This window comes from Mucilaginibacter sp., assembly GCF_965201005.1.
Taxonomy (GTDB): Bacteria; Bacteroidota; Bacteroidia; order Sphingobacteriales; family Sphingobacteriaceae; genus Mucilaginibacter_A.
The window spans coordinates 2,609,675-2,631,680 of sequence record NZ_OZ241747.1; the positions used below are offsets into that span (position 1 = coordinate 2,609,675).

Genomic DNA, 22,006 nt, shown 5'->3' on the forward strand with positions numbered 1-22,006 from the left:
TTCTGCTTGTTTCGATAGCTAAGTTTGTATCACACCAAAACAAAAACGATGTATATTATATTAGGAGCAGGCGGACCGGTAGCCAACGCGTTGACCAAAGAGTTATCCGCAGCAAATGAAAAAGTAAGATTAGTTAGCCGTAAACCAATCCCAACTTCAGGAAATACAAGCTGGCAAAAAGCTGATTTACTAAACAAAGACGAGGTTTTTTCGGCAGTAAAAGAAGCATCCGTTATTTACTTGTGTGCCGGTTTAAAATACGATAAAAAGGTTTGGGCGGCGCAATGGCCGGTAATCATCCAAAATGCAATCGAAGCAGCAAAACAAACCGGCGCCAGATTGATCTTTTTTGACAATGTTTATATGTACGGTTTGGTAAAAGGCAAAATGACCGAAGAAACGCCTTATCACCCATTAAGTGCAAAAGGAGAAATCCGCGCCAAAATAGCCACAACTTTGATGGATGAAGTAAAAGCCGGAAACATCCGCGCCAGTATTTTACGTGCTGCTGATTTTTATGGCGCAGGGCAATCCACAAATAGTGTTTTTGATTCATTGGTACTGGCAAAATTTGCAAAAAAGCAAAGCGCAATGTGGTTGGGCAACCCAAAACTTTTACACGCTTTTACTTTCGTGCCCGATTGTGGCCGCGCACTGTTTTTATTAGGGCAAAACCCGCAAAGTAATAACCAAATCTGGCACGCCCCAACGGCACCGGCCCTAACCGGAAAACAGTTGATCGAACTGGCGGCAAAAGTTTTTCAAACCGAACCTAAATTTAATTCTATCAATAAACTGATGCTTCGTTTAATAGGTATTTTTGATAAAAACAGTGCTGGGGCTGTAGAAATGTTTTACCAGTACGATCATGATTATGTGTTTGATTCGGCCAAGTTTGAAACTTTTTTCAAAGTAAAACCAACTTCTTACGAAACCGGGATACGGGAATTGAAAGATACTTTGTTTAAGGGATAAAATTTTCTGTTGAAGTATCAAAACGCTTCAAACCAACTTTTCGTCCCAAAAGTAATTCTCTGTCCTCACCAAACTAACTTTTTCCAAAAAATCAGGATGTTTGGTGTTGATGAGATAATTGTATTCCTGGGAAATCACGGCCGAAGGGACTTTTAAAACCAGCGACTGGTTGCTTTTGTACCAATCACTTCCTATTTGTTGCAATTGAGAATAAGCATTTACACTTCGGCAATTCTCCGGCAAATTATTTTTTAGAACAGCAGTAAAAAGTTCTTCTTCATCGGCAATAGAAATAATCATTACCCGATAATCAGACTTTGGATTGATGCTTTTCCGGCGAACTACTAATTCTAAAGTGGCCAATGAGTGGGAACTTCCGGTATATAAAACAAACTGGTTATCATTGTTCCATCGGTATGCCTTCCCGGATGCTATTAATTCTTTGGAAAAGTTTTCTTTAGCGATACGATAAACCTCCATTTATTTTTTATGCATTATCGCCATATTCCATGCCTGTAAGTTGGTCGTCAATAAATTTCATCCCGCTGTTGGTATGCATAAAAGTGATGGGTGCTTTTTTATCAAAATAAAAATTCTCTCCTTCCAGCCACTGTAAAAAATCTTTAACACTGCCAAAAACTTCAGTTCCATGTTTAATCAGCGATAATATTATGAGTGCCTGCTCCTTGATGCTATCCTTAATCTGCGCACCGGGTTTGGTGTAGGTACGATAGGTTTTTACGCTGATGTCCAGCCAGTCAGCTATTTTTTCATCGGTAAAAGAAGTAATGTCTTTTATCGCTTTAAAATATTGGTAACTTGGTTTATCGCTTTGAATCAAACCCAAAGTAGCCGCGTGGTCAATTTTGGATGGAATATAACTTAACATGGGTTCTTCAAAAGTTTTCATACATCAAATTTAGTAATTTTCCCTTTTGCAAAAAGTAATTTTCCCTTTTTGTTTTTAAAATTCCCGATACTTCTTTTACCACTATAATTTTGGTTAATTGTATTTCCTAATTTCGCAGCTTAATTCTGTCTAACAATGATCCTCAAAAAACAAAAAAAATATATACCCGAAAATTTAGAAATTAAGTGGGAAAACCTGGAGCCGGTTTTTACCGAACTTCAAAACCGCGCCATTAATTCGGTTGCTGATCTGGAACAATGGCTGCGCGACCGGAGCGAACTGGAAGCCGCGCTTGAAGAAGATTTTGCCTGGCGGTATATCAAAATGACTTGCGATACGACTAATCCGGGCTTGTTGGAAAAATTTCAATACTTCGCCACCGAAATAGAACCGAAGATTGCGCCTTTAAATAATCAATTGAATGAAAAGTTGATGGACAGCAAATTTAAAGACGGGCTGAATGAAGAGAAGTATTTCATTTTGCTGCGCGGGATTAAAAAATCGTTGGAATTGTTCCGCGAAGAAAACATTCCGCTGCAAACCGAATTGCAGGTGGAAGCGCAAAAATATCAATCCATTATCGGCGCAATGTCAGTTTTTATTGATGACAAAGAATACACGCTGGAGCAGGCTGCCGTATTTTTGAAAGATTTAAACCGCGAAAAACGCCAGCAGGTTTGGGAGAAAATCACTTTCCGCCGTTTGCAGGATAAAGATGCTTTGGATACGCTTTTTAACCACCTAAAAACAGTACGCCATCAGGTTGCACTGAATGCCGGTTTTGAAAACTTTCGCGATTATATGTTCCAGGCTTTGGGCCGGTTTGATTACACACCGCACGATTGCTACAAATTTCACGAAGCGATTGAAACCGAAATTGTGCCGATTTTACGCGAACAAGCCGAAAAACGCAAAGCAGCTTTGGGCTTGGAAACTTTAAAACCATGGGACACAGAAGTTGATATTTCGGGAAAACCAGCTTTAAAACCTTTCGAAAACGGACAGCAGTTGATCGGGAAATCCATCCGTTGTTTCAACAATATCAACCCGGATTTGGGCGAAAAACTAAATACGATGCGCGAATACGGTTTGTTTGATGTAGAAAGCCGCAAAGGCAAAGCGCCGGGCGGTTATAATTATCCGCTGGCCGAAACCGGTGCCCCGTTTATCTTTATGAATTCGGCCGGAACCTTCCGTGATCTGACTACGATGGTGCACGAAGGCGGCCATGCCATACACACTTTTTTGACGGCAGATTTGGAGCTGAACGATTTTAAACATTGCCCGAGCGAAGTTGCAGAACTGGCTTCCATGTCCATGGAACTGATTTCGATGGATCATTGGGACGTGTATTTTGACAATCCGGAAGATTTAAAACGCGCCAAACGCGATCAGCTTTTTGATGTGCTGAAAACGCTGCCCTGGGTTGCCGTGGTCGATCAGTTTCAGCATTGGATTTATACAAACCCCGATCATACAACCGAACAACGGACAGAAGCTTGGATACAGATTTTTGAACCTTTTGGTGCCAACTTTGTAGATTGGGCCGATCATCGCGAAGCCGAAGAAAACCTGTGGCAAAAGCAGCTGCACATTTTTGAAGTGCCTTTTTATTATATTGAATACGGCATGGCGCAGCTTGGTGCCATCGCCGTTTGGAAAAATTATAAAGAAAACCCGGAAAAAGGTTTGCAGCAATACCTGGACGCGCTGAAACTGGGCTATACCAAAACCATCACCGAAATTTATGAAACCGCCGGGATCAAGTTTGATTTCAGCCAGGAATATGTAAAAGAACTGGCCGCTTTTGTACGCGCGGAAATGGACAAAATATAAACCACTGATTTTTACCCGGTAAAAACAGTATCGCCTGCTTTGGGTTGATGCTGTTTTTACCGGGTATTTTTTATAATGAGGACAAGCTGTTCTTCTACAAAACTACATGACTACTTATACTGCGCTCATTATCCTCAGCGGACTGGTTATTTTTTCGTACCTGTTTGACCTGATTTCTAAAAAAACCCGTATCCCGGCCGTGCTGCTGCTGCTTGCTTTGGGCATCGGTTTACGGTTTTTGGTTGATTATATCGGCTTCAAAACGTTCAACTTTTTAACTATTTTGCCCGCCTTGGGCACCATTGGTTTGATATTGATTGTACTGGAAGGCGCGCTGGAGTTGAAATACGACAAAGAAAAAAACAAGCTGATCCTGCGTTCTTTTTTTTCGGCCTTAACTATTTTAGTGGGCACAAGCGTGGTTTTGGCCTTGATTTTACAGCATTTGTCGGGCAATACTTTTTCGGCTTGTTTTTTAAATGCCATCCCGTTCAGTATCGTCAGTTCGGCCATCGCCATTCCGTCGGCCAGTGCTATGGAAGACCATAAAAAAGAATACGTTATTTATGAAGCTTCTTTTTCGGATATTCTGGGCATTGTGCTGTTCAATTTTGTGCTTAACAATCCAAACATCAAAGCCGGTTCATTTATAAATCTGGGTTTTGAAACCTTGTCGATACTTCTTTTATCGGTCGTTTCTTGTCTTTTTATGCTGTATTTGTTAAGCCGTTTACAACATCACGTCAAGTTTTTTCTCATTATTTCGATCCTTATTTTGGTTTATGCTTTTGGCGAGCAATTCCATTTATCAGCCTTGATTTTGGTGCTTGCTTTTGGTTTGTTTCTGAACAATGCCAATCAAATCAAACTAAAATGGTTCAAAAAATATTTTTTGTACCCGAAGTTGGGCCGGGACCTGCGCCAGCTTTTCCAGTTATCTGCAGAAAGTGCCTTTATCATCCGTACATTTTTCTTCGTGATTTTCGGTTTTACAATGAACTTGCAGGAACTCGAAAATCTGCAGGTGCTGGAATACGGAATTGTTATTTTGGCGGCCATCTACCTGATCCGTTTTTTAAGTTTGAAATACATTGGCAAAACAGATTTGCTGCCCGAAGTTTTTATTTCGCCGCGCGGATTGATCACGATTTTATTGTATTATAACCTGCCCGATAATTTAAAATTGAAAGGAATTGAAACCGGATTGCTATTTTTGATCATCCTGGGGACAAGCGTGATCATGAGTTTGGGTTTGCTGCTTTCCGGCAAAAAAGAAGCACCGGAACCGATCATTACTTAGGTTTTTTAAAGATCAAGTTTTAACGATAAAATATGTCATCACCTCAACAACATTCAATCCAGGACCAAAACGGTCAGTTGGTTTTCTTCGGAACAAAAACAGCGGTTTCGATTTTTTTCAATTACCTGAAATCCGGGAAAAATCTGGAAGATTTTTTAGAAGATTATCCGGCAGTAAAAATTAATCAGGTAAACAAAGTATTGGAAATGGCTGAAGATCAGTTAAATTCAGCTTTTTCGGTTTAAAATCTGTTTAAACTTTCACATGCTTCTTTTACCACCTAAAATTTGGTGGTTTTCTACGAAAGTTTTCATCTGCCAACATTACAAAAGCAAAATTTAGGTAATAAAAGAAGCATGATAAATTTGTCACCGAAAAATCCCACGGTTCCATTTTTTGGTATGTAAAAACGGCTGCTGGTCGATCCAACTCAGCCAAAAAACGGTAATCAACACGCCAAGCGCAGAACCGGCCGTTACGTCCTGTAAAAAATGTTCGCTCAGATACATGCGCGAATAAGCAATCAAAACGGCAATCAGCAGCCAGAAAACGCCCCAGCGTTTATTTTTGGCCGCGTAAGTAAAAACCACAGCCGCGGTAAATGCCGAAACCGAATGGCCGGACGGGAAACTGTTGGTATTTAGCATCACTACGCCTTTTATCAGGTAAATATCGTGTAGTTTTTTGCTGAAAAACAGATGCGGCCTCGGTGCTTTAACCAAATGTTTGATGGTTTGTGAGATGATAAACGTGATTATATAACTGCTGGCCAGTAAAAACCCAGACCGGAAATTGATTAAAAATGTGATCAAAACAATAATTATGCAACCAATACTGGCACCTAAAATGGTAAAGCTGGCAAAAAAAACATCGGTAAAAACAGTATGCAAATGATTTATAGCAAAATACAATTCTGTTTTGCTAAAAATGAGCATCAGCACGATACAAATCAGCAATAAAACCAGATATGGATATAATAACGTATTGATTTTCTGGCAAGTAGTTTTTAATGCTGCTTTCATCAGTTCATTTTTAAAAATCCGCAGAAAAAATTAGCTATATTTTTGATAAGTTTGATCGGTTGCACCTGCAATTATACATTAAATGAGTAAAAGTATCTTCCGAAAAAAATCTGTTTCCAAATTACTTGAAGATCTCGCGGCCGGATATGGCGATGGCGAAAACCACGGCGGTCTGAGTAAAGTGCTCAAAACTAAAGATTTAACTTTTATGGGCATTGCCGCCGTAATTGGTGCCGGTATTTTTTCTACCATTGGTGTGGCTTCGTATAATGGCGGACCGGCGGTAAGTATTTTGTTTGTTTTAACGGCCATCACCTGCGGCTTTTCGGCTTTGTGTTATGCAGAATTTGCTTCCCGGATACCTGTTTCGGGCAGTGCTTATACGTATGCTTATGCTTCTTTTGGCGAATTGATTGCCTGGATCATCGGTTGGGATTTGCTGATGGAATATGCCATTGGCAACATCGCCGTGGCCATTTCCTGGAGCAAATATTTTACCAACCTGCTGGAAGGTTTTCACCTCCATGTACCGGGGTTTTTAACGATGGATTATCTGTCGGCCTTTCGCGGTTTTGAGCAGTTTCAAAAACTGAAAACCTCAGGTGCGGCCATCGATGCCAACATAAAACTGGCCGCCGAAGCCTGGACAAACGCACCGCAAATCGGCAGTTTAAGGCTGATTGCCGATTTACCGGCTTTGCTGATCGTGTTTTTGATAACCTGGCTGGTTTATACTGGCATCAAGGAAACCAAAAAAGCCACCAACGCGATGGTAATGCTTAAAATTGCCGTGGTTTTGGGCGTGATCGTGCTTGGCTTTTTCTACATCACGCCAGCCAACTGGCACCCGTTTATGCCCAATGGTTTTGCCGGTGTGATGAAAGGCGTATCGGGCGTGTTTTTTGCTTATATCGGTTTTGATGCGATTTCTACCACTGCCGAAGAATGTGAAAACCCGCAGCGGGATTTGCCGCGCGGCATGATTTATTCGCTGATTATTTGTACAGTTTTGTATATTTTGATTGCGCTGGTTTTAACCGGAATGGTGAATTACAAAGAGTTGCAGGTAGAAGATCCGCTGGCTTTTGTTTTCGCGCGGATTGGTTTGAAAAACATCAGTTACGTTATTTCAATTAGTGCGGTAATTGCCACGGCCAGCGTCTTACTGATTTTCCAAATGGGCCAGCCGCGCATCTGGATGAGCATGAGCCGCGACGGTTTGCTCCCAAAAGCGTTTTCGCGCATCCATCCCAAATATCATACGCCTTCTTTTGCAACTATCGTAACCGGTTTTGTGGTGGCAATCCCGGCTTTGTTTTTAAACCTGACGGAAGTAACGGATTTGACAAGTATCGGAACTTTATTTGCTTTTGTGCTGGTTTGCGGCGGCGTTTTGTTGCTGCCAAAAGATGAAGAAATCCAAGCCGAAAGCGCACAAAAAAGATTCAAAATCCCTTATGTAAACTCCAAATATGTTGTGCCGGTTTTGTTTTTAGCTGGATTGATAATCTTCCGGAAACCTTTTCTGGCACTATTTCATTACACCGGCGATCACGATAAATTGCCATATTTCCTGTTTATCGGGCTTTCGGCAGTTGTTACAGTTCTGTCTTTCGTCAAAAACCTTTCGCTGATACCTGTTTTGGGTTTGTTAAGCTGTTTTTATTTGATGACAGAATTGGGCTATACCAACTGGCTGCGGTTTTTGATCTGGCTGGTAATTGGTTTGGTTATTTATTTTACTTACAGTTACCGCAACAGCAAGCTCAATAAAATTGCTTAAACAAGTAATGCTTCTTTTATCACCATAAATTTGGGGTGATAAAAGAAGCATTAATAAATAAACGCGGTGCTTTATCGAAAGAGCAGCGCACAGAAAATCCAGAAACAAAAATGCTTCTTTTACCACCCTAAATTTAGGTGGTAAAAGAAGCATCGCACAGAAAAAAGTTTAATGCGTGTGGATGCGGCTGAGCGTTACAACTTCCGGGTCGGCCAGCATCAGCGGAACCTGTTCTACCGTTACAAAGCTTAGATCCAGGCCAAAACCACGTTCTTCTGATAAACTCAGCGTTTTCAGCAAAAAGTAATATTCCATAAAAAAATACTCTTTGAAAGAAAGGTTGTGCGATTTGGACAATACTTTTTCCAGCACAATAAACCTGAAATCGCCCACAATTTTATACTTGTTGAGGGAAGTATATTTACTGGTGATGTTCACTTCGCCATTTTTCACCAAATCTTCCACTACTTTTCTAAACAGCAGATTGATGCGCTGCTCAACCCTGAAACCGAGTTTGAAATCAATCCGGATCAGTTTGTTCGGCACTAAAAAATCAACTTTATAGTCGCTCATATAAGGCTCGTCCATCACGTCAACGTGCACCAGCCAGTAAATATCGGCGCGTTTCGGTTGTTTTTGAAGGATGGAATAAATGATTTTCGATTCAATTTCTGAGGTAAAGTTGGCACTGGTGAGGTAAACCAATTGCGAGGCAAACTTCGGCACAGATTCATCGTCGCTTAATTGTTTTATGATTTCGTAATAATCACTCAGCTCAATAAATTTAATGTAGCGGTTCCGGATTTTCCGGGCGGAATGCCAGGTCCACATTACCGAAAACAAAATACAGCCGATCATCACGGCAAACCAGCCGCCATGCACAAATTTTACTAAATTACTGGCCAGGAAACTGCCTTCGATCAATACATAAACCACCAGAAAAGTATAAACCAGATAGGAAGGGTACTTTTTTCGGCTGAGGTAAACGGAAACCAAAATGGTTGTCATCAGCATGGCAATCGTGATGCTCAAACCGTAGGCAGATTCCATCCTTTCCGACCTCCTGAAAATTGCCACAACCGCCAGACAACCAATGCAAAGCAGCCAGTTTACACTTGGCACATACAACTGCCCTTTTTGCATACTTGGATAATTGATCTTTACTTTCGGCCATAAGTTTAACCGTACCGCTTCGGAAATCAGTGTGAAAGAACCGGAAATCAAAGCCTGGCTGGCAATTACGGCAGCCATGGTTGCAATCCCGATCCCGAAAATCAGGAACCACGACGGCATAATAGTATAAAACGGATTTTGGTTGTTTAACGTTTGCCCCTGATGCTGCAGCAACCAGACAGACTGGCCTAAATAGTTTAAAATCAGGCAGGTTTTAACGTAAACCCAGCTTACACGGATATTGTCCCGGCCGCAATGTCCTAAATCAGAATACAAAGCTTCGGCACCTGTGGTACACAAAAATACCGCGCCCAAAATGATAAATGCATTCGGATCATGGGCCAGCAACTGGTAAGCGTAGTACGGGTTTAACGCTTTAAAAATAGAAGGCATGTGTATAATATAGGAGATTCCTAAAACACCCATCATTGTAAACCAAATCATCATGATCGGCCCGAACGCCTTACCAACCAGCGAAGTACCGTATTGCTGGATCAGAAATAAGGCCAAAATAATAGCAACAACAATGTAAATAGTAGGCAGCCCTTTGTACAAAATATCCAACCCTTGTATGGCCGAAGAAATAGTGATGGGCGGTGTAATAATACCGTCGGCCAAAAGCGCGCAGCCGCCGATAACCGCCGGCACAACAAGCCAGTGGGCCTTTTTCCGCACCAGGGAAAAAAGGGAAAAAATGCCTCCTTCACCTTTGTTATCTGCCTGAAGCGTGATGACTACATATTTAAGCGTGGTTTGCAAAGTCAGTGTCCAGAAAATACAGGACATTCCGCCTAAAATCAAAATATTGGAAATGGGCTGGCTGTTTACGATTGCCGTAAAAACATACAACGGCGAAGTACCAATATCGCCATAAATAATGCCTAAACTGATTAAAAAGCCGGCAGCAGAAAATTTGTGTAGATCTTTGTGATTCACGTTTAAATATTTAACATTAAAAATATTACGTTTATTAACTCCTGTCTGATAAAATAGTTATTAATAAACTGGCACGAATTTAGCGTTTTTTGCAGATGTTAAATATTGTTAAATGTCATACTGTTTTTGATCGTATTAACTCTTTTAGATTGAGAAATTGATACTTTTGACCAGAATATATAAATGAAAAAAATTTACGCTGTTGCTTCTTTCTTTACAATTGTCCTATCAGCAATAATATTGATGAGTTTTGTATTGAGCACAGCTGTTTCTGCAAAAATAAAATTTGACAGCATTCCGGCAAGATCAGAACATGCCTCTTACCTCAGAAACGGGTTTAAAACAATACTTCCTCCTGTAAAACCTATTCAAAATCAGACCGTTACAGCAAAACAAAGCGTAATCAAATCTGATAACGAGAAGCTGTTGAATGACGTCATGATTTACCCAAACCCGATTACTGATAAGATCAATTTGACTTATAATGTAAAGCGCAACACCAACGTTTCCATTAAAATTATGGATATTTTGGGTAATGATGTGCTTACTTTAATGTCTCAGCGGATTGAAGCAGGCGAACAAAAAAATACGTTTATGCTAAGTAACCGCATCTCACCCGGGTTTTATTTTGTGCGGATTATTGCCGGAACGGAGCCTTTTATCAAGCGGATTTCTATCTTGTAACAGCTGTTTTGTGTTAAAGGTGGTGCCTTTTTTGCACACTGCGCGCTTTTTTATATTTAGTTTTGGCAAAAAGTTAAGCGTATGAAAATCATTGCCATCGGCCGTAATTATGCCGAACATGCCAAAGAACTAAACAATCCCATTCCTGGCGTGCCCGTTATATTTATGAAACCGGACACGTCTGTCTTGAAAGACAACAAGCCTTTTTATCACCCGGAATTTTCGGAAGACATTCACCACGAAATTGAAATTGTATTGAAAGTGGCCAAAGAAGGCAAAAACATCGCCGAAAAATTTGCCGCTACTTATTATGATGAAATTGGTTTGGGCATTGATTTCACCGCGCGTGATATTCAGCAAAAACACAAAGAAAAAGGCTTGCCCTGGGAGCTGGCCAAAAGTTTTGACAACTCTGCGCCGATCAGCAATTTTGTGCCAAAAACGCAATTTCCGGATTTATCTGAGTTGAATTTCCATTTGGACGTGAATCGGGAAACTCGGCAAACCGGCAACACCAAAAATTTATTGTTTTCTTTTGAGCAGATCATCGTCTTTGTATCGCAATACATCACGCTGAAAAAAGGCGATTTGATTTTTACCGGAACCCCGGCCGGTGTGGCGCGCGTAAAAGCAGGTGATCATTTGGAAGGTTATTTGGAGAATGAGAAAATGCTTGATTTTTTGGTGCGGTAAGATGTTCAGGAAGTTTTTTACAATACTGTTTTTATCGACTGTTTTTTGTTCTGTTCAGGCTCAAATCCTCACCCGAAGTGCTACTTTACCGCAAAGTATTTACCGCTATCCGCAGGATTATTTTCGTTACCCGTTGGATTTGCCGCCTACCACGGCCGGTACTTTTGGCGAATTGCGGCCGAACCATTTTCATTCCGGCCTGGATTTTAAAACCAATCAGCGCACCGGCTATCCCGTTCATGCCGCGGCAGAGGGTTTTGTTTCGCGGTTGCGTGTGCAGTACGGCGGTTTTGGTTTGGCGGTTTACATCAATCATCCTAATGGTTATACCACGGTTTATGGGCATGTGGAGCGCGTGACGCCGGAACTGGCCAAAATCATCAAAGACTATCAATATAAAAACCAGGTTTACGAATCCGATATCCTGCTGCAGCCTACACAAATTCCGCTGCAAAAAGGTGATGTTTTTGCCTGGTCTGGTAATGCCGGTGCTTCTGCAGGTCCGCATGTGCATTTTGAAATCCGGGATACGCAAACAGAGCAAACCATCAACCCGCAATTGTTTGGTTTAACCATTCCGGACCGCGTGCCACCAACCATTGCTGCCATTTACACTTATCATCTCAACGGAAAACCTTTTAACGAAAACACTGTAAAACAATTGCTTCCAATTGTTGGCAATACCGGAAATTACCGGCTAAAAGAAGCATCGCCAGTTAATTTAAGCGGAGAAACGGCGTTTGGCATCACTACAAATGATATGAACAGCACTTCGATGAACCGCAATGGTATTTATTCCATCCAGTTAATTGATGATGGAAAAACCGTTTATCAATTTACGATTGATCATTTTGCTTTTGACCAAACACACGCCATTAATTCGCACTTGGATTATCCGGCTTTTTTAAATTCGGGCCGGTACATCCAGAAAAGTTTTGTTGATCCCGGCAACCACATTGGCTTGTACAATGGTACGCTCAACCGCGGCATAATCAATTTTAATGATGATGCGCTGCACGAAATTGAATACGTTGTAAAAGATGTGGCCGGCAATACTTCTACTTTAAAATTTAAAGTAAAATCTACTATTCCAACAGCAGTGGAAACACCTGTAATCAGTGCAAATTTTTTTAAAGCAAACCAGCAAAATACGTTTGCGACCAACCAGGTAAAAGTAATTTTTCCGGAAGGTGTTTTGTACGAAAACCTGGATTTTGCATACAGCATTTTGCCGCAAAAAGCAGGCGGTTATTCGGTTGTACATCGCATTCATAACCGGTTTACGCCGCTGCATGACAATGTTGATTTGTGGATTAAACCGGATGTCCCGCTTGGGATTTATGCTGATAAAGCCCTTATTATCAATACCGGGCATGGCAGCCTGGGCGGTTTTTTTAAAGATGGATATGTAAAAACCAAGATCAAAAGTTTTGGTGATTACTATATTGCTTTGGATACGATTGCGCCGGTAATTGTGCCGGTAAATATTTCTGAAGGAAAAAATATGGCCGCAGTAAATCATATATCTTTCCGGATTAGCGACAATTTATCAGGTATCAAAACTTATGACGCTTATATAGATGGCCAGTGGGTTTTGCTGGAACATGATTATAAAAACAGGTTGTTCCGTTATTTTTTTGATGAACACTGCCCAGCGGGAAAACATCAGCTGGAAGTGGTAGTTACCGATCAAAAAGAAAACACTAAAAGACTGACACTAAATTTTTACCGGTAAAAACAGCATCACCTAAAAACCATCAGCATGAAAAACAAAGTTTTAAAAGAAGGCGACCGAGCACCGGATTTCACCGCAAAAGATCAGAACGGAAACTCTGTTTCGCTTTCGGATTTTTTGGATAAAACCCTGATTTTATATTTCTACCCAAAAGATGACACGCCGGGCTGCACGGCACAGGCCTGCAGTTTTCGGGATCATTACGAAGCGCTTTTACAGCATGGTTACAACGTTGTTGGCGTAAGCACTGATGATGAAAAATCGCACAAAAAGTTTGAAAACAAATATCAGCTGCCTTTTCCGCTGATTGCCGATACAGATAAATCCATTTCTGAAAGTTATGGCGTTTGGGTACAAAAAAACAGGTACGGCAAAGTTTATACGGGCACGGCGCGAACTACGTTTTTGATCGATAAAAACAGCATCATCCAAAAAATGATTGAAAAAGTGGATACCAAAAACGCTTCGCAGCAGATTTTGGATTTACTGGCCTGATTGGATTATCTGCCCAAACCTGGAATAAACTTGTACAGCTTTTGCCGGTCATACTGTTTTTATCGACCTAAAATTGCTTTGCTTTGTCATCCAAACCGAAATTTATTTCGTAAAAAGATTAAGTTTGTTAAATAATCCGATTCATCCATATCAAAACTTTACATGTCTGCACAGGTTGAAGATCAAGAAATACTAAGCAAGTTTCAGGACGAAAAAACCCGGAACGAGGCTTTTAACCTGTTACTTAAAAAGTATCAGCAAAAAATTTACTGGCACATCAGGCGGATGGTGATCAACCATGACGATACCGACGATTTGGTGCAGGAAGTTTTTGTAAAAATCTGGAAAAACCTGCTCGGCTTCCGCAACGATGCACAGCTTTACACCTGGATGTACCGCATTGCAACCAATGAATGCATTACGTTTTTGAACCGTAAAAAACTTAAAAACAATGTTTCTTTTGATGATGTTTCGTATGAACTGTCCGAATCGTTAACAGAATCAGCTTATTTTGATGGCGATAAAGCACAGCGGAAACTGCAAAAAGCCATCCTTACTTTGCCGGATAAACAACGGTTGGTTTTTAACATGAAATATTTTGATGAGATGAAATACGAAGAAATGTCTGACGTGCTGGGCACAAGCGTTGGCGCGTTAAAATCATCGTTTCATCTGGCTGTTAAAAAAATAGAAGCCTATTTGTTAACAGAAGATTAATGCTAAAATGATTAAACCTTTTGCAAAACTTTGATTCTATCTTTTCGTCATGAATGAGCTAAACGAACATAACGACTGGCTAAACGAATGTCCTCTTCTGCAAAAAACAGGTAATGGCAATCCTTTTGGGGTTCCTGATCTTTTTTTTGAAGAGCAGCGGGAAAATATCATATCGGCAGTTTTTGCAGAAAATCTGAAGCTAAAAACACCAGCTAATGGTTTTTCGGTTCCGAAAAACTATTTTGAAAGTTTACAGGACAGGATTTTATCTACTGTAAAACTGGAGGAACTGCGCCCTCAACAAGATCCTTCTTTAAAATCTACCGGATTTTTTGAAGAGCAGCAAAGTATCATTGCTGCCCGGATCAAAATTAATCAGTTTGCAGAAAACGGGGCAGGTTTTAGCGTTCCGAAAAATTATTTTGAAACGCTGGCTGATCAGATCAACCAAAAAACAGGCATAAAAACAGTACAACAACCGGCAAAAATCAAACATTTTTTCACCAAAGCAGCATGGAAATATGCTACCGCAGCTTGTATTGCGGTTGCGGTGATAACCGGAATTGGCGTGAAAAAATATGAAGCGGCGCACAATATCCAAACGCGGCTTTCTGCTTTGCCGGATGCTGATATAGAAAATTATCTGGACGTTCATGCTGATAGCTACGACAATCACATTATTTTAGAAAGTAGTATGGCAGATGATGGTTTATATCTTGATAAAAACAGCAGTACAGACAGCAACAGTACGCCCATAAATTAATGTTCCAATAAATAAACTCTGGGAGATAGTTATGATTAAGCGAATTTTTATAGGTGTAGTTCTGGTGTTTTTCCTCGGAAAAGCAGAACTGATTTTGGCTCAAAGCTTCAGGGTGCCACGTTCTAACATGGATACACGAAGTAATTTTAGCAATGGCAATATTGATAATTCTGCCGGTATGCACCGCATTGAAGGTATCAAATCTGATTATTTATCAGATAATCTACATTTAAGCAATGATGAAGCCACAAAATTTTGGCCGGTATATAATCAATATCAAAAAGAAATGAATGTTGTTTTGCACCAGAAAAGACAAAATATGTTCAATTCGCGAAATAATGCACAGGATGTTGTTAGTGATAATTTTGAGTACGATTCTAAAATCTTAAACATCAAAAAGCATTATAATGATGAGTTTTCGAGGATTTTGCCTCCCGAAAAAGTAATGAGTTTCTGGAAAAGTGAACGCCAATTTAACGAAGAGATGATTAAACGTTTAAAAAACCATCGTAATAATGATTAAATAATTACTCAAGATATTTATTACAAAAGGCTTTCAAAACTTATTGAAGGCCTTTTATATTTTTGCAGATGCTTACAAACCGACAGCTTTTTTTGCTGAATGTTGCCCAAACATCAAGTTCGCCCAGATTATTAGAAATTGAACGTGCTGAAGGTTTATACCTGTATGATGCAACAGGAAAGGCTTATCTGGATTTGGTTTCGGGTTTTGCAGTGAGCAATATTGGTCATGGCCATCCAAAAATTGTGCAAGCCATTAAAAATCAGGTAGATTTGTACATGCACCTCAGCGTTTATGGCGAGTTTGTGCAAACGCCGCAGGTAAAGCTTGCTCAAAAAATCATCTCGCTACTACCGGAAAGCCTGAATTCGGTTTATTTCACCAATTCGGGCACAGAAGCAACCGAAGGCGCGATGAAACTGGCCAAAAGATTTACCGGTCGCACAGAAATTATTGCCTGCAAAAACGCTTATCACGGCAGTACGCAAGGTGCTTTAAGTTTGATGGGGAACGAACATTACAAACAGGCGTACCGGCCACTACTGCCCGGAATTAAGTTCATCAACTTTAATCAACCCAATGATTTAGAGCAGATTACAACTAAAACGGCTGCTGTAATTATAGAAACGATACAGGGCGAAGCTGGAGTTTGCGTTCCGGATTCAGATTATATGCTTCTTTTACGGCATAAATGTTGGCAAACCGGCACGTTGCTGATTTTGGATGAAATCCAAAGCGGTTTAGGCCGGACCGGAAAGTTGTTTGCTTTTGAGCATTTTAACATCGTGCCGGATATTTTGCTTACGGCCAAAGCTTTTGGCGGCGGAATGCCTTTGGGTGCTTTTATCGCCCCAAAACAGATTATGGATGCGTTGAAAGAAAACCCGATTTTAGGACATATCACCACTTTTGGCGGCCACCCGGTTTGTTGTGCGGCAGGTTTGGCTTCGCTGGAAGTGATAATGGAGGAAAACCTGATCGAAACCGTTTCGCAGAAAGAAGCTTTGTTCCGGCAACTTTTACATCACCCCAAAATAAAAGAAGTGCGGGGCAAAGGTTTGATGCTTTCGATACAATTAAACAGCTTTATCCAGGTAGAAAACGTGAGCAAACGATGCGTGGAAAACGGCGTAATTGTAGATTGGTTTTTGCACTGCGAAACAGCTTTGCGCGTGGCACCGCCGTTAATTATCCGCCCGGATGAAATCAGGAAAGCTTGCGAAGTGATATTAGAAGCGATTGATTTTTTTGCTGAAAATTAATACTGTTTTTACCAACCTAAATTTAGGCTGATAAAAACAGCATCAGCTCATTTTGTTTCTTTTGATCAAATAAGCTTTCAAAACTTCATCGTAGCCTTTATGCAGATCGGCATCAACCAAATCGATTTTATACTGAACACATTTCAGTTCCAGCTGGTGGCGGTAATTGTTTAAGGCGGACTGATAACTTTCGCGGATTTCGTTTGGATGGATTTTCACTTCGGCACCACTTTCCAAATCCACAAAATGATATGGCCGGTTTTCAAAATCAAATTCCAGTTCTTTCTGATGATCGGAAATGTTAAAAATCACCACTTCATGCTTGCCATGTTTTAAATGCTGTAATGCTGCAAAAAGATCGGCTGATTTCTGCTCGTCCAGCGCATTTTCAAGCATATCGCTCAAAATAATAATCAATGACCGTTTGTGAACTTGTCCAGCCAGCTGGTGCAAAACGGAAGCAACATTTGTTGATTGCATGCTTCTTTTATCCTGTAAAAGTTTTTCCAGCTGTGCGAAAAGATAAAAAAGATGTGCAGAAGTGGATTTTGCAGGACTGATGAAATCCACCTGATCCGAGAACAAACACAATCCAAAAGCATCGCGCTGCTTTTTAAATAAATACATCAACGAAGCCGCCGCACAAATGCCAAATTCCAATTTGCTTAAACCTTTTTCCGGAAAGTTCATGGACGAAGAAGTATCCAACACCAAAAAACAACGCAAATTGGTTTCTTCTTCAAACTGTTTCACAAACAATTTATCCGTTCGGGCAGCCAGTTTCCAATCTACATTCCGCACAGATTCGCCGCTGTTGTAAGCGCGATGCTGGGCAAATTCAACCGAAAAACCATGAAACGGACTTTGGTGCAAACCAGTGATAAAACCTTCTACCACTTGTTTGGCCAACAGTTCGAGGTTGGCAAATTGTTGTATTTCGGGGTTTTGGCCGAGGCTGATATTCATTTAATAAAACTATAAAATTTGATTTGGCTTTTGAAATGTAACACCAATTTTAAGGTGATAAAAGAAGCATTTCAAAAAACTTAAGACATAAAAAAACCCAACCTAAATAAGCCGGGTTTTTTATATGATAAAAGAAGTATTATACCAATTGTTTGTTCAGTTTATCTGATAAAACCGATTTTGGGACAGCGCCAATTTGCTTATCCACAATTTCTCCGTTTTTAAAAAACAACAAAGCCGGGATATTACGGATACCAAACTTCATAGATATACCAGGGTTATTATCCACGTTAACTTTGCCAACAATTGCTTTATCGCCGTATTCTTTGGCAATTTCTTCTACAACCGGGCCAACCATCCTACAAGGGCCGCACCATTCTGCCCAAAAGTCAACCAAAACGGGTTTATCTGATTTTAACACCAACTCATCAAAGTTGGCATCTGTAATTTCTATAGCCATGATTTTATGTTTTATAATGTATAAACAAATATAGAATAAACAATTTGCTTGCCACGCTTGCAGTATGACAATCTGACAATCTAACGACTACTGTTTTTATGGTTTATAATTTATCAATTTAATTGCGCCTGGTTATTCGTCAGTAGTTTAATCCTGTTTATAAAATCATCACTCGGGTTAATTTTAAAACTTCTTGAAGGCATTTCTACCGCAATTGCTTCCTCTTTGTCTTTAATTTGAAAACGAAGCTGGCAGTTTTTTACCGCATATTTTTGATTATTTTCTTCAACCAATTCCTGCAAATCATTCAACAAACGATCAGAAAGCTCATTTAAGTTTAAACTGATGGTAATCGATTTGGTTAACCGGTCTCGCAGTTCTGATAGCAACTGCATCTGTAAAATCCGCAAATCCCAATTGTCTTTTTGCTTGAATTTTTCTTCCACACAACCTTTTATCTGCAAAAAATAACCATCCAAAAGCAGGTTTTTAAATTTGATGTAATCATCACCAAAGAGCGCAAACTCGTAGTTATCGTTGTAATCTTCTAAAACAAACGTACCAAAAGGATTGCCCGTTTTAGTCATTTTATGCTGAACGTTGGAAACCAAACCGCCAATGCACAATTCTGATCTTCGTTTTAGCTCGTTAAAAGAAGCAATTACTTCATCGCCACCTTCGCGGTTTTTCATTTTTTGTACCAGCTTTAAATCGGAAACTTTAGCGTTGCAAAATTTGTCCAGTTCAAACTTGTAGTTGTCCAGCGGATGGCCGGTGAGGTAAATCCCGATCAGGTCTTTTTCATATTTCAGCTTTTCAATCAGCGGATATTCCTCGGCTTCGGGCATGGAAGGTTCGGGGATAAAAGAAGCATTTGCACCACCAAAAAGCGAAACCTGCGAACTGTTTTCAGAATGTTGAAAATCGTTTCCGTATTTGATTAAACGTTCCAAACCTGTCAGAATCCCGTTTTCCGTCTTCATAAAAAACTGAGAACGCTTCAACCCAAAACTGTCAAAAGCACCGCTAAGCACTAAGTTTTCGCAAGATTTTTTGTTGACCGAACGATTGTTGGAACGGCGCGCAAAATCATAAATCGATGTGTACAAGCCATTTGTATTGCGTTCTTCAATGATGCTTTCCACGGCTTTTTCGCCAACGCCTTTTATGCCGGCTAATCCAAAACGTATTTCACCATGACTGTTTACAGTAAAAGTTGTGGAAGATTCATTCACATCCGGGCCTAAAACATGGATGCCCATTTGTCGGCATTCATCCATAAAAAAAGTGATTTTTTCGATATTGTTCTGATTGTTCAGCACCGCCGCCATGTATTCGCCCGGATAATGCGCTTTTAAATAAGCCGTTTGATAAGCCACAAAAGCATAGCAGGTAGAATGCGATTTGTTAAACGCATACTGTGCAAAGGCCTTCCAGTCATTCCAAATTTTTGTCAGTTTATCTTTCGGATGGCCTTTTGCCGTAGCACCTTCCACAAACTGGGCTTCCATTTTATTCAGGATCTCGATCTGCTTTTTACCCATCGCTTTCCGCAAAACATCGGCATCGCCTTTACTAAAGCCTGCCAGTTTCTGCGATAAAAGCATCACCTGTTCCTGATAAACGGTAATGCCATAAGTTTCGGCCAGATATTCTTCCATGTCCGGCAAATCATAGCTGATCGGTTCTAATCCATGTTTTCGCTTAATAAAATTCGGGATATATTCCATTGGTCCCGGTCGGTACAAAGCGTTCATCGCAATTAAATCCTCAAACTTATCGGGTTTTAATTCGCGCATGTACATCTGCATCCCATCGCTTTCAAATTGAAAAGTGCCGTTGGTGTTTCCGGCCTGGTACAACTCATAAGTTTCCTGATCGTCAAGCGGCAGTTCATCTATCGCAATATCAATATTGTGGTTCAGTTTGATCATCCGCAGCGCATCTTTCAGGATCGTTAGTGTTTTTAGCCCTAAAAAATCCATCTTGATTACGCCCGCATCTTCCACCACTTTACCGTCAAACTGCGTAACCAGCAAAGTTGACTCTTTGGAAGTGGCCACCGGCAGAATATTATATAAAGCTTCCGGCGCAATGATAATTCCGGCAGCGTGCACACCAGTATTGCGTACAGAACCTTCCAGTTTTTCTGCTTCTGCCAGCACTTTGGATTTCAGGTCTTTTCCTTTTAAAATCTCCTGCAGTTCGGGCACTTGCTCAATTGCTTTTTTCAGGGTGATGCCCAAAGTTTCCGGCACTAATTTTTTGATGGTGTTTACTTCGGATAAAGGCATATTTAGTGCCCGGCCAACGTCCTGGATGCTTGTCCGCGCCGCCATTGATCCATAAGTAATGATCTGGGCAACCTGATTCTGACCGTATTTATCGACCACATAATCAATTACTTTCTGCCGTCCTTCATCATCAAAATCCGTATCAATATCTGGCATAGATTTACGATCGGGATTTAAAAAACGCTCAAAAAGCAAATTATATTTAATTGGGTCAATATTGGTGATGCCGATGCAATATGCCACGGCAGAACCAGCCGCCGAACCACGTCCGGGCCCCACGAAAACACCAAGATTGCGGCCAGCTTTAATAAAATCCGCCACGATCAAAAAATAACCGGCAAAACCCATTGTTTTGATGGTGAACAACTCAAAATCAATTCGTTCCTGCACTTCCAGGCCAATTTCGTGATAGCGTTCTTTGGCACCTTTGTAGGTCATGTCTTTTAAAAATTCCCACTGGTTCAACACGTCTGCTTCTGCGCCATGATGAATGTTAAATTCTGCCGGAACCGGAAAATTCGGCAGTAAAATATCCCGTTTCAGTTTAAGGTGATCGATTTTATCAACAATTTCGTTTGTATTGTCCAGTGATTCCGGGATATCGTGAAAAAGCTGACCCATTTCGGCCTGCGTTTTAAAATAAAACTGGTCATTAGGAAAACCGAAACGATAGCCTTTTCCGCCTTCTTCATCGGTAGCAATCGGTGTGCTTTGCATATCGCCGGTGTTTACGCAAAGTAAAATATCGTGTGCGTTGGCATCCTGCTGATCTACATAATGCGAATCATTGGAACATATTACTTTTACCGCATGTTTTTTGGCGTAAGAAGTCAAAACATTATTGATTTTGATCTGCTCCGGAATATCATGCCGCTGTAGTTCGATATAATAATCCTCCCCAAACAAATCCAGCCACCATTTAAACTCGGCTTCGGCTTCAGTTTCCGTGTTTTTTAAAATGGCCTGCGGAACCGAAGCACCGATACAACACGAAGTGGCAATTAAACCTTTGTGGTATTTTTCAATCAACTCCTTGTCAATACGCGGCCATTTGCTGTACAGGCCTTCAATATAACCCAGCGAACATAATTTGATCAGGTTTTTATAACCTTCGGCATTTTTGGCCAGTAGTAGCTGATGATGACGTATATCTTTTTTATCTTTTGTAAATTGTTTTTTATGACGATCTTCTACCACATAAAATTCGCAGCCAACAATGGGCTTCACATTGTGCTTTCCGGCTTCGGCAACAAACTTAAAGGCACCAAACATGTTCCCATGATCAGTGATGGCCATGGCTTTCATGCCATCGGCAGCGGCTTTTTTAAAAAGTTTACCAACATCCGCAGCACCATCCAACAAAGAAAATTGGGTATGAACGTGTAAATGAGAAAAATCTGGCATAAAAGAAGTATGTGTTACAAATTTACCAAAAACTATATTTGTCTGCACTTATTGTGGAAAAGCCACGTATAAAAT

The 22,006-nt window shown here is 40.5% G+C and carries 20 protein-coding genes; 13 read left to right on the plus strand and 7 right to left on the minus strand.

Features of this window, described 5'->3' with window-relative positions:
- The first annotated feature begins 48 nt into the window (after positions 1 to 48).
- The gene (locus ACOFKR_RS12060) at positions 49 to 975 is read left to right on the plus strand and encodes an NAD-dependent epimerase/dehydratase family protein (RefSeq protein ID WP_419801053.1); all 927 of its coding nucleotides are present in this window, start codon (positions 49 to 51) and stop codon (positions 973 to 975) included.
- 27 nt (positions 976 to 1,002) lie between these two features.
- On the opposite strand, the gene ACOFKR_RS12065 is transcribed toward ACOFKR_RS12060, so the two are convergent.
- Together ACOFKR_RS12065 and ACOFKR_RS12070 are read right to left on the minus strand one after the other, a co-directional pair.
- Positions 1,003 to 1,455 (minus strand): RES family NAD+ phosphorylase, encoded by a 453-nt coding sequence (locus ACOFKR_RS12065; RefSeq protein WP_419801054.1) that lies wholly within the window; start codon positions 1,453 to 1,455, stop codon positions 1,003 to 1,005.
- Positions 1,456 to 1,462: 7 nt separating this feature from the next.
- Positions 1,463 to 1,885 (minus strand): antitoxin Xre/MbcA/ParS toxin-binding domain-containing protein, encoded by a 423-nt coding sequence (locus ACOFKR_RS12070; protein WP_419801055.1) that lies wholly within the window; start codon positions 1,883 to 1,885, stop codon positions 1,463 to 1,465.
- Positions 1,886 to 2,020: 135 nt separating this feature from the next.
- On the opposite strand from ACOFKR_RS12070, the gene ACOFKR_RS12075 reads away from it, so the two are divergent.
- From ACOFKR_RS12075 to ACOFKR_RS12085, 3 genes are all read left to right on the plus strand, one after another.
- Entirely contained in the window at positions 2,021 to 3,721 is a 1,701-nt protein-coding gene (locus ACOFKR_RS12075; protein WP_419801056.1) for a M3 family oligoendopeptidase, read from the plus strand.
- A 106-nt stretch (positions 3,722 to 3,827) separates the two neighbouring features.
- Positions 3,828 to 5,021 carry a sodium:proton antiporter gene (locus ACOFKR_RS12080; RefSeq protein WP_419801057.1) on the plus strand — a complete coding sequence of 398 codons (1,194 nt, stop codon included), beginning with the start codon at positions 3,828 to 3,830 and terminating at the stop codon, positions 5,019 to 5,021.
- A 32-nt stretch (positions 5,022 to 5,053) separates the two neighbouring features.
- The gene (locus ACOFKR_RS12085) at positions 5,054 to 5,266 is read left to right on the plus strand and encodes a DUF433 domain-containing protein (protein WP_419801058.1); all 213 of its coding nucleotides are present in this window, start codon (positions 5,054 to 5,056) and stop codon (positions 5,264 to 5,266) included.
- Positions 5,267 to 5,389: 123 nt separating this feature from the next.
- On the opposite strand, the gene ACOFKR_RS12090 is transcribed toward ACOFKR_RS12085, so the two are convergent.
- Positions 5,390 to 6,043, minus strand: coding sequence for a phosphatase PAP2 family protein (locus ACOFKR_RS12090; protein ID WP_419801059.1), 654 nt, complete (start codon positions 6,041 to 6,043; stop codon positions 5,390 to 5,392).
- A gap of 82 nt (positions 6,044 to 6,125) precedes the next feature.
- Between ACOFKR_RS12090 and ACOFKR_RS12095 the strand changes: the two genes are divergently transcribed.
- Positions 6,126 to 7,826: an APC family permease gene (locus ACOFKR_RS12095; RefSeq protein WP_419801060.1), complete on the plus strand. Its 1,701-nt coding sequence runs from the start codon at positions 6,126 to 6,128 to the stop codon at positions 7,824 to 7,826.
- 168 nt (positions 7,827 to 7,994) lie between these two features.
- Here the strand turns inward: ACOFKR_RS12095 and ACOFKR_RS12100 are convergent, their stop codons facing one another.
- Positions 7,995 to 9,935 (minus strand): KUP/HAK/KT family potassium transporter, encoded by a 1,941-nt coding sequence (locus tag ACOFKR_RS12100; RefSeq protein ID WP_419801061.1) that lies wholly within the window; start codon positions 9,933 to 9,935, stop codon positions 7,995 to 7,997.
- A 183-nt stretch (positions 9,936 to 10,118) separates the two neighbouring features.
- Between ACOFKR_RS12100 and ACOFKR_RS12105 the strand changes: the two genes are divergently transcribed.
- From ACOFKR_RS12105 to ACOFKR_RS12140, 8 genes are all read left to right on the plus strand, one after another.
- Positions 10,119 to 10,619: a T9SS type A sorting domain-containing protein gene (locus ACOFKR_RS12105; protein ID WP_419801062.1), complete on the plus strand. Its 501-nt coding sequence runs from the start codon at positions 10,119 to 10,121 to the stop codon at positions 10,617 to 10,619.
- Positions 10,620 to 10,700: 81 nt separating this feature from the next.
- Positions 10,701 to 11,312: a fumarylacetoacetate hydrolase family protein gene (locus ACOFKR_RS12110; RefSeq protein ID WP_419801063.1), complete on the plus strand. Its 612-nt coding sequence runs from the start codon at positions 10,701 to 10,703 to the stop codon at positions 11,310 to 11,312.
- A 1-nt stretch (position 11,313) separates the two neighbouring features.
- Positions 11,314 to 13,047 (plus strand): M23 family metallopeptidase, encoded by a 1,734-nt coding sequence (locus ACOFKR_RS12115; protein ID WP_419801064.1) that lies wholly within the window; start codon positions 11,314 to 11,316, stop codon positions 13,045 to 13,047.
- A 27-nt stretch (positions 13,048 to 13,074) separates the two neighbouring features.
- On the plus strand, positions 13,075 to 13,542 hold the full coding sequence (gene bcp, locus ACOFKR_RS12120) for a thioredoxin-dependent thiol peroxidase (protein ID WP_419801065.1): 468 nt from the start codon (positions 13,075 to 13,077) through the stop codon (positions 13,540 to 13,542).
- Between the two features lie 162 nt (positions 13,543 to 13,704).
- Positions 13,705 to 14,259, plus strand: coding sequence for an RNA polymerase sigma factor (locus ACOFKR_RS12125; protein ID WP_419801066.1), 555 nt, complete (start codon positions 13,705 to 13,707; stop codon positions 14,257 to 14,259).
- A 49-nt stretch (positions 14,260 to 14,308) separates the two neighbouring features.
- The gene (locus ACOFKR_RS12130; protein ID WP_419801067.1) at positions 14,309 to 15,022 is read left to right on the plus strand and encodes a hypothetical protein; all 714 of its coding nucleotides are present in this window, start codon (positions 14,309 to 14,311) and stop codon (positions 15,020 to 15,022) included.
- 31 nt (positions 15,023 to 15,053) lie between these two features.
- Entirely contained in the window at positions 15,054 to 15,545 is a 492-nt protein-coding gene (locus ACOFKR_RS12135) for a hypothetical protein (protein ID WP_419801068.1), read from the plus strand.
- A 68-nt stretch (positions 15,546 to 15,613) separates the two neighbouring features.
- Positions 15,614 to 16,807: an aspartate aminotransferase family protein gene (locus ACOFKR_RS12140; RefSeq protein WP_419801069.1), complete on the plus strand. Its 1,194-nt coding sequence runs from the start codon at positions 15,614 to 15,616 to the stop codon at positions 16,805 to 16,807.
- A gap of 42 nt (positions 16,808 to 16,849) precedes the next feature.
- Here the strand turns inward: ACOFKR_RS12140 and ACOFKR_RS12145 are convergent, their stop codons facing one another.
- The 3 genes from ACOFKR_RS12145 to dnaE form a co-directional block, all read right to left on the minus strand.
- Entirely contained in the window at positions 16,850 to 17,773 is a 924-nt protein-coding gene (locus tag ACOFKR_RS12145) for a DUF58 domain-containing protein (protein WP_419801070.1), read from the minus strand.
- Between the two features lie 139 nt (positions 17,774 to 17,912).
- Positions 17,913 to 18,233: a thioredoxin gene (trxA, locus tag ACOFKR_RS12150; RefSeq protein WP_419801071.1), complete on the minus strand. Its 321-nt coding sequence runs from the start codon at positions 18,231 to 18,233 to the stop codon at positions 17,913 to 17,915.
- 113 nt (positions 18,234 to 18,346) lie between these two features.
- A complete protein-coding gene (gene dnaE / locus ACOFKR_RS12155; protein ID WP_419801072.1) occupies positions 18,347 to 21,931 on the minus strand; it encodes a DNA polymerase III subunit alpha in 3,585 nt (1,194 codons plus the stop codon).
- Positions 21,932 to 22,006: the final 75 nt, after the last annotated feature.

What these genes read in the sequence shown, in the direction of transcription:
- ACOFKR_RS12060 (WP_419801053.1), top strand. Translation starts at nt 49, where the DNA reads ATGTATATTATATTAGGAGCAGGCGGACCGGTAGCCAACGCGTTGACC.
- ACOFKR_RS12065 (WP_419801054.1), bottom strand. Translation starts at nt 1,455, where the DNA reads ATGGAGGTTTATCGTATCGCTAAAGAAAACTTTTCCAAAGAATTAATA.
- ACOFKR_RS12070 (WP_419801055.1), bottom strand. Translation starts at nt 1,885, where the DNA reads ATGAAAACTTTTGAAGAACCCATGTTAAGTTATATTCCATCCAAAATT.
- ACOFKR_RS12075 (WP_419801056.1), top strand. Translation starts at nt 2,021, where the DNA reads ATGATCCTCAAAAAACAAAAAAAATATATACCCGAAAATTTAGAAATT.
- ACOFKR_RS12080 (WP_419801057.1), top strand. Translation starts at nt 3,828, where the DNA reads ATGACTACTTATACTGCGCTCATTATCCTCAGCGGACTGGTTATTTTT.
- ACOFKR_RS12085 (WP_419801058.1), top strand. Translation starts at nt 5,054, where the DNA reads ATGTCATCACCTCAACAACATTCAATCCAGGACCAAAACGGTCAGTTG.
- ACOFKR_RS12090 (WP_419801059.1), bottom strand. Translation starts at nt 6,043, where the DNA reads ATGAAAGCAGCATTAAAAACTACTTGCCAGAAAATCAATACGTTATTA.
- ACOFKR_RS12095 (WP_419801060.1), top strand. Translation starts at nt 6,126, where the DNA reads ATGAGTAAAAGTATCTTCCGAAAAAAATCTGTTTCCAAATTACTTGAA.
- ACOFKR_RS12105 (WP_419801062.1), top strand. Translation starts at nt 10,119, where the DNA reads ATGAAAAAAATTTACGCTGTTGCTTCTTTCTTTACAATTGTCCTATCA.
- ACOFKR_RS12110 (WP_419801063.1), top strand. Translation starts at nt 10,701, where the DNA reads ATGAAAATCATTGCCATCGGCCGTAATTATGCCGAACATGCCAAAGAA.
- ACOFKR_RS12115 (WP_419801064.1), top strand. Translation starts at nt 11,314, where the DNA reads ATGTTCAGGAAGTTTTTTACAATACTGTTTTTATCGACTGTTTTTTGT.
- bcp (WP_419801065.1), top strand. Translation starts at nt 13,075, where the DNA reads ATGAAAAACAAAGTTTTAAAAGAAGGCGACCGAGCACCGGATTTCACC.
- ACOFKR_RS12125 (WP_419801066.1), top strand. Translation starts at nt 13,705, where the DNA reads ATGTCTGCACAGGTTGAAGATCAAGAAATACTAAGCAAGTTTCAGGAC.
- ACOFKR_RS12130 (WP_419801067.1), top strand. Translation starts at nt 14,309, where the DNA reads ATGAATGAGCTAAACGAACATAACGACTGGCTAAACGAATGTCCTCTT.
- ACOFKR_RS12135 (WP_419801068.1), top strand. Translation starts at nt 15,054, where the DNA reads ATGATTAAGCGAATTTTTATAGGTGTAGTTCTGGTGTTTTTCCTCGGA.
- ACOFKR_RS12140 (WP_419801069.1), top strand. Translation starts at nt 15,614, where the DNA reads ATGCTTACAAACCGACAGCTTTTTTTGCTGAATGTTGCCCAAACATCA.
- ACOFKR_RS12145 (WP_419801070.1), bottom strand. Translation starts at nt 17,773, where the DNA reads ATGAATATCAGCCTCGGCCAAAACCCCGAAATACAACAATTTGCCAAC.
- trxA (WP_419801071.1), bottom strand. Translation starts at nt 18,233, where the DNA reads ATGGCTATAGAAATTACAGATGCCAACTTTGATGAGTTGGTGTTAAAA.
- dnaE (WP_419801072.1), bottom strand. Translation starts at nt 21,931, where the DNA reads ATGCCAGATTTTTCTCATTTACACGTTCATACCCAATTTTCTTTGTTG.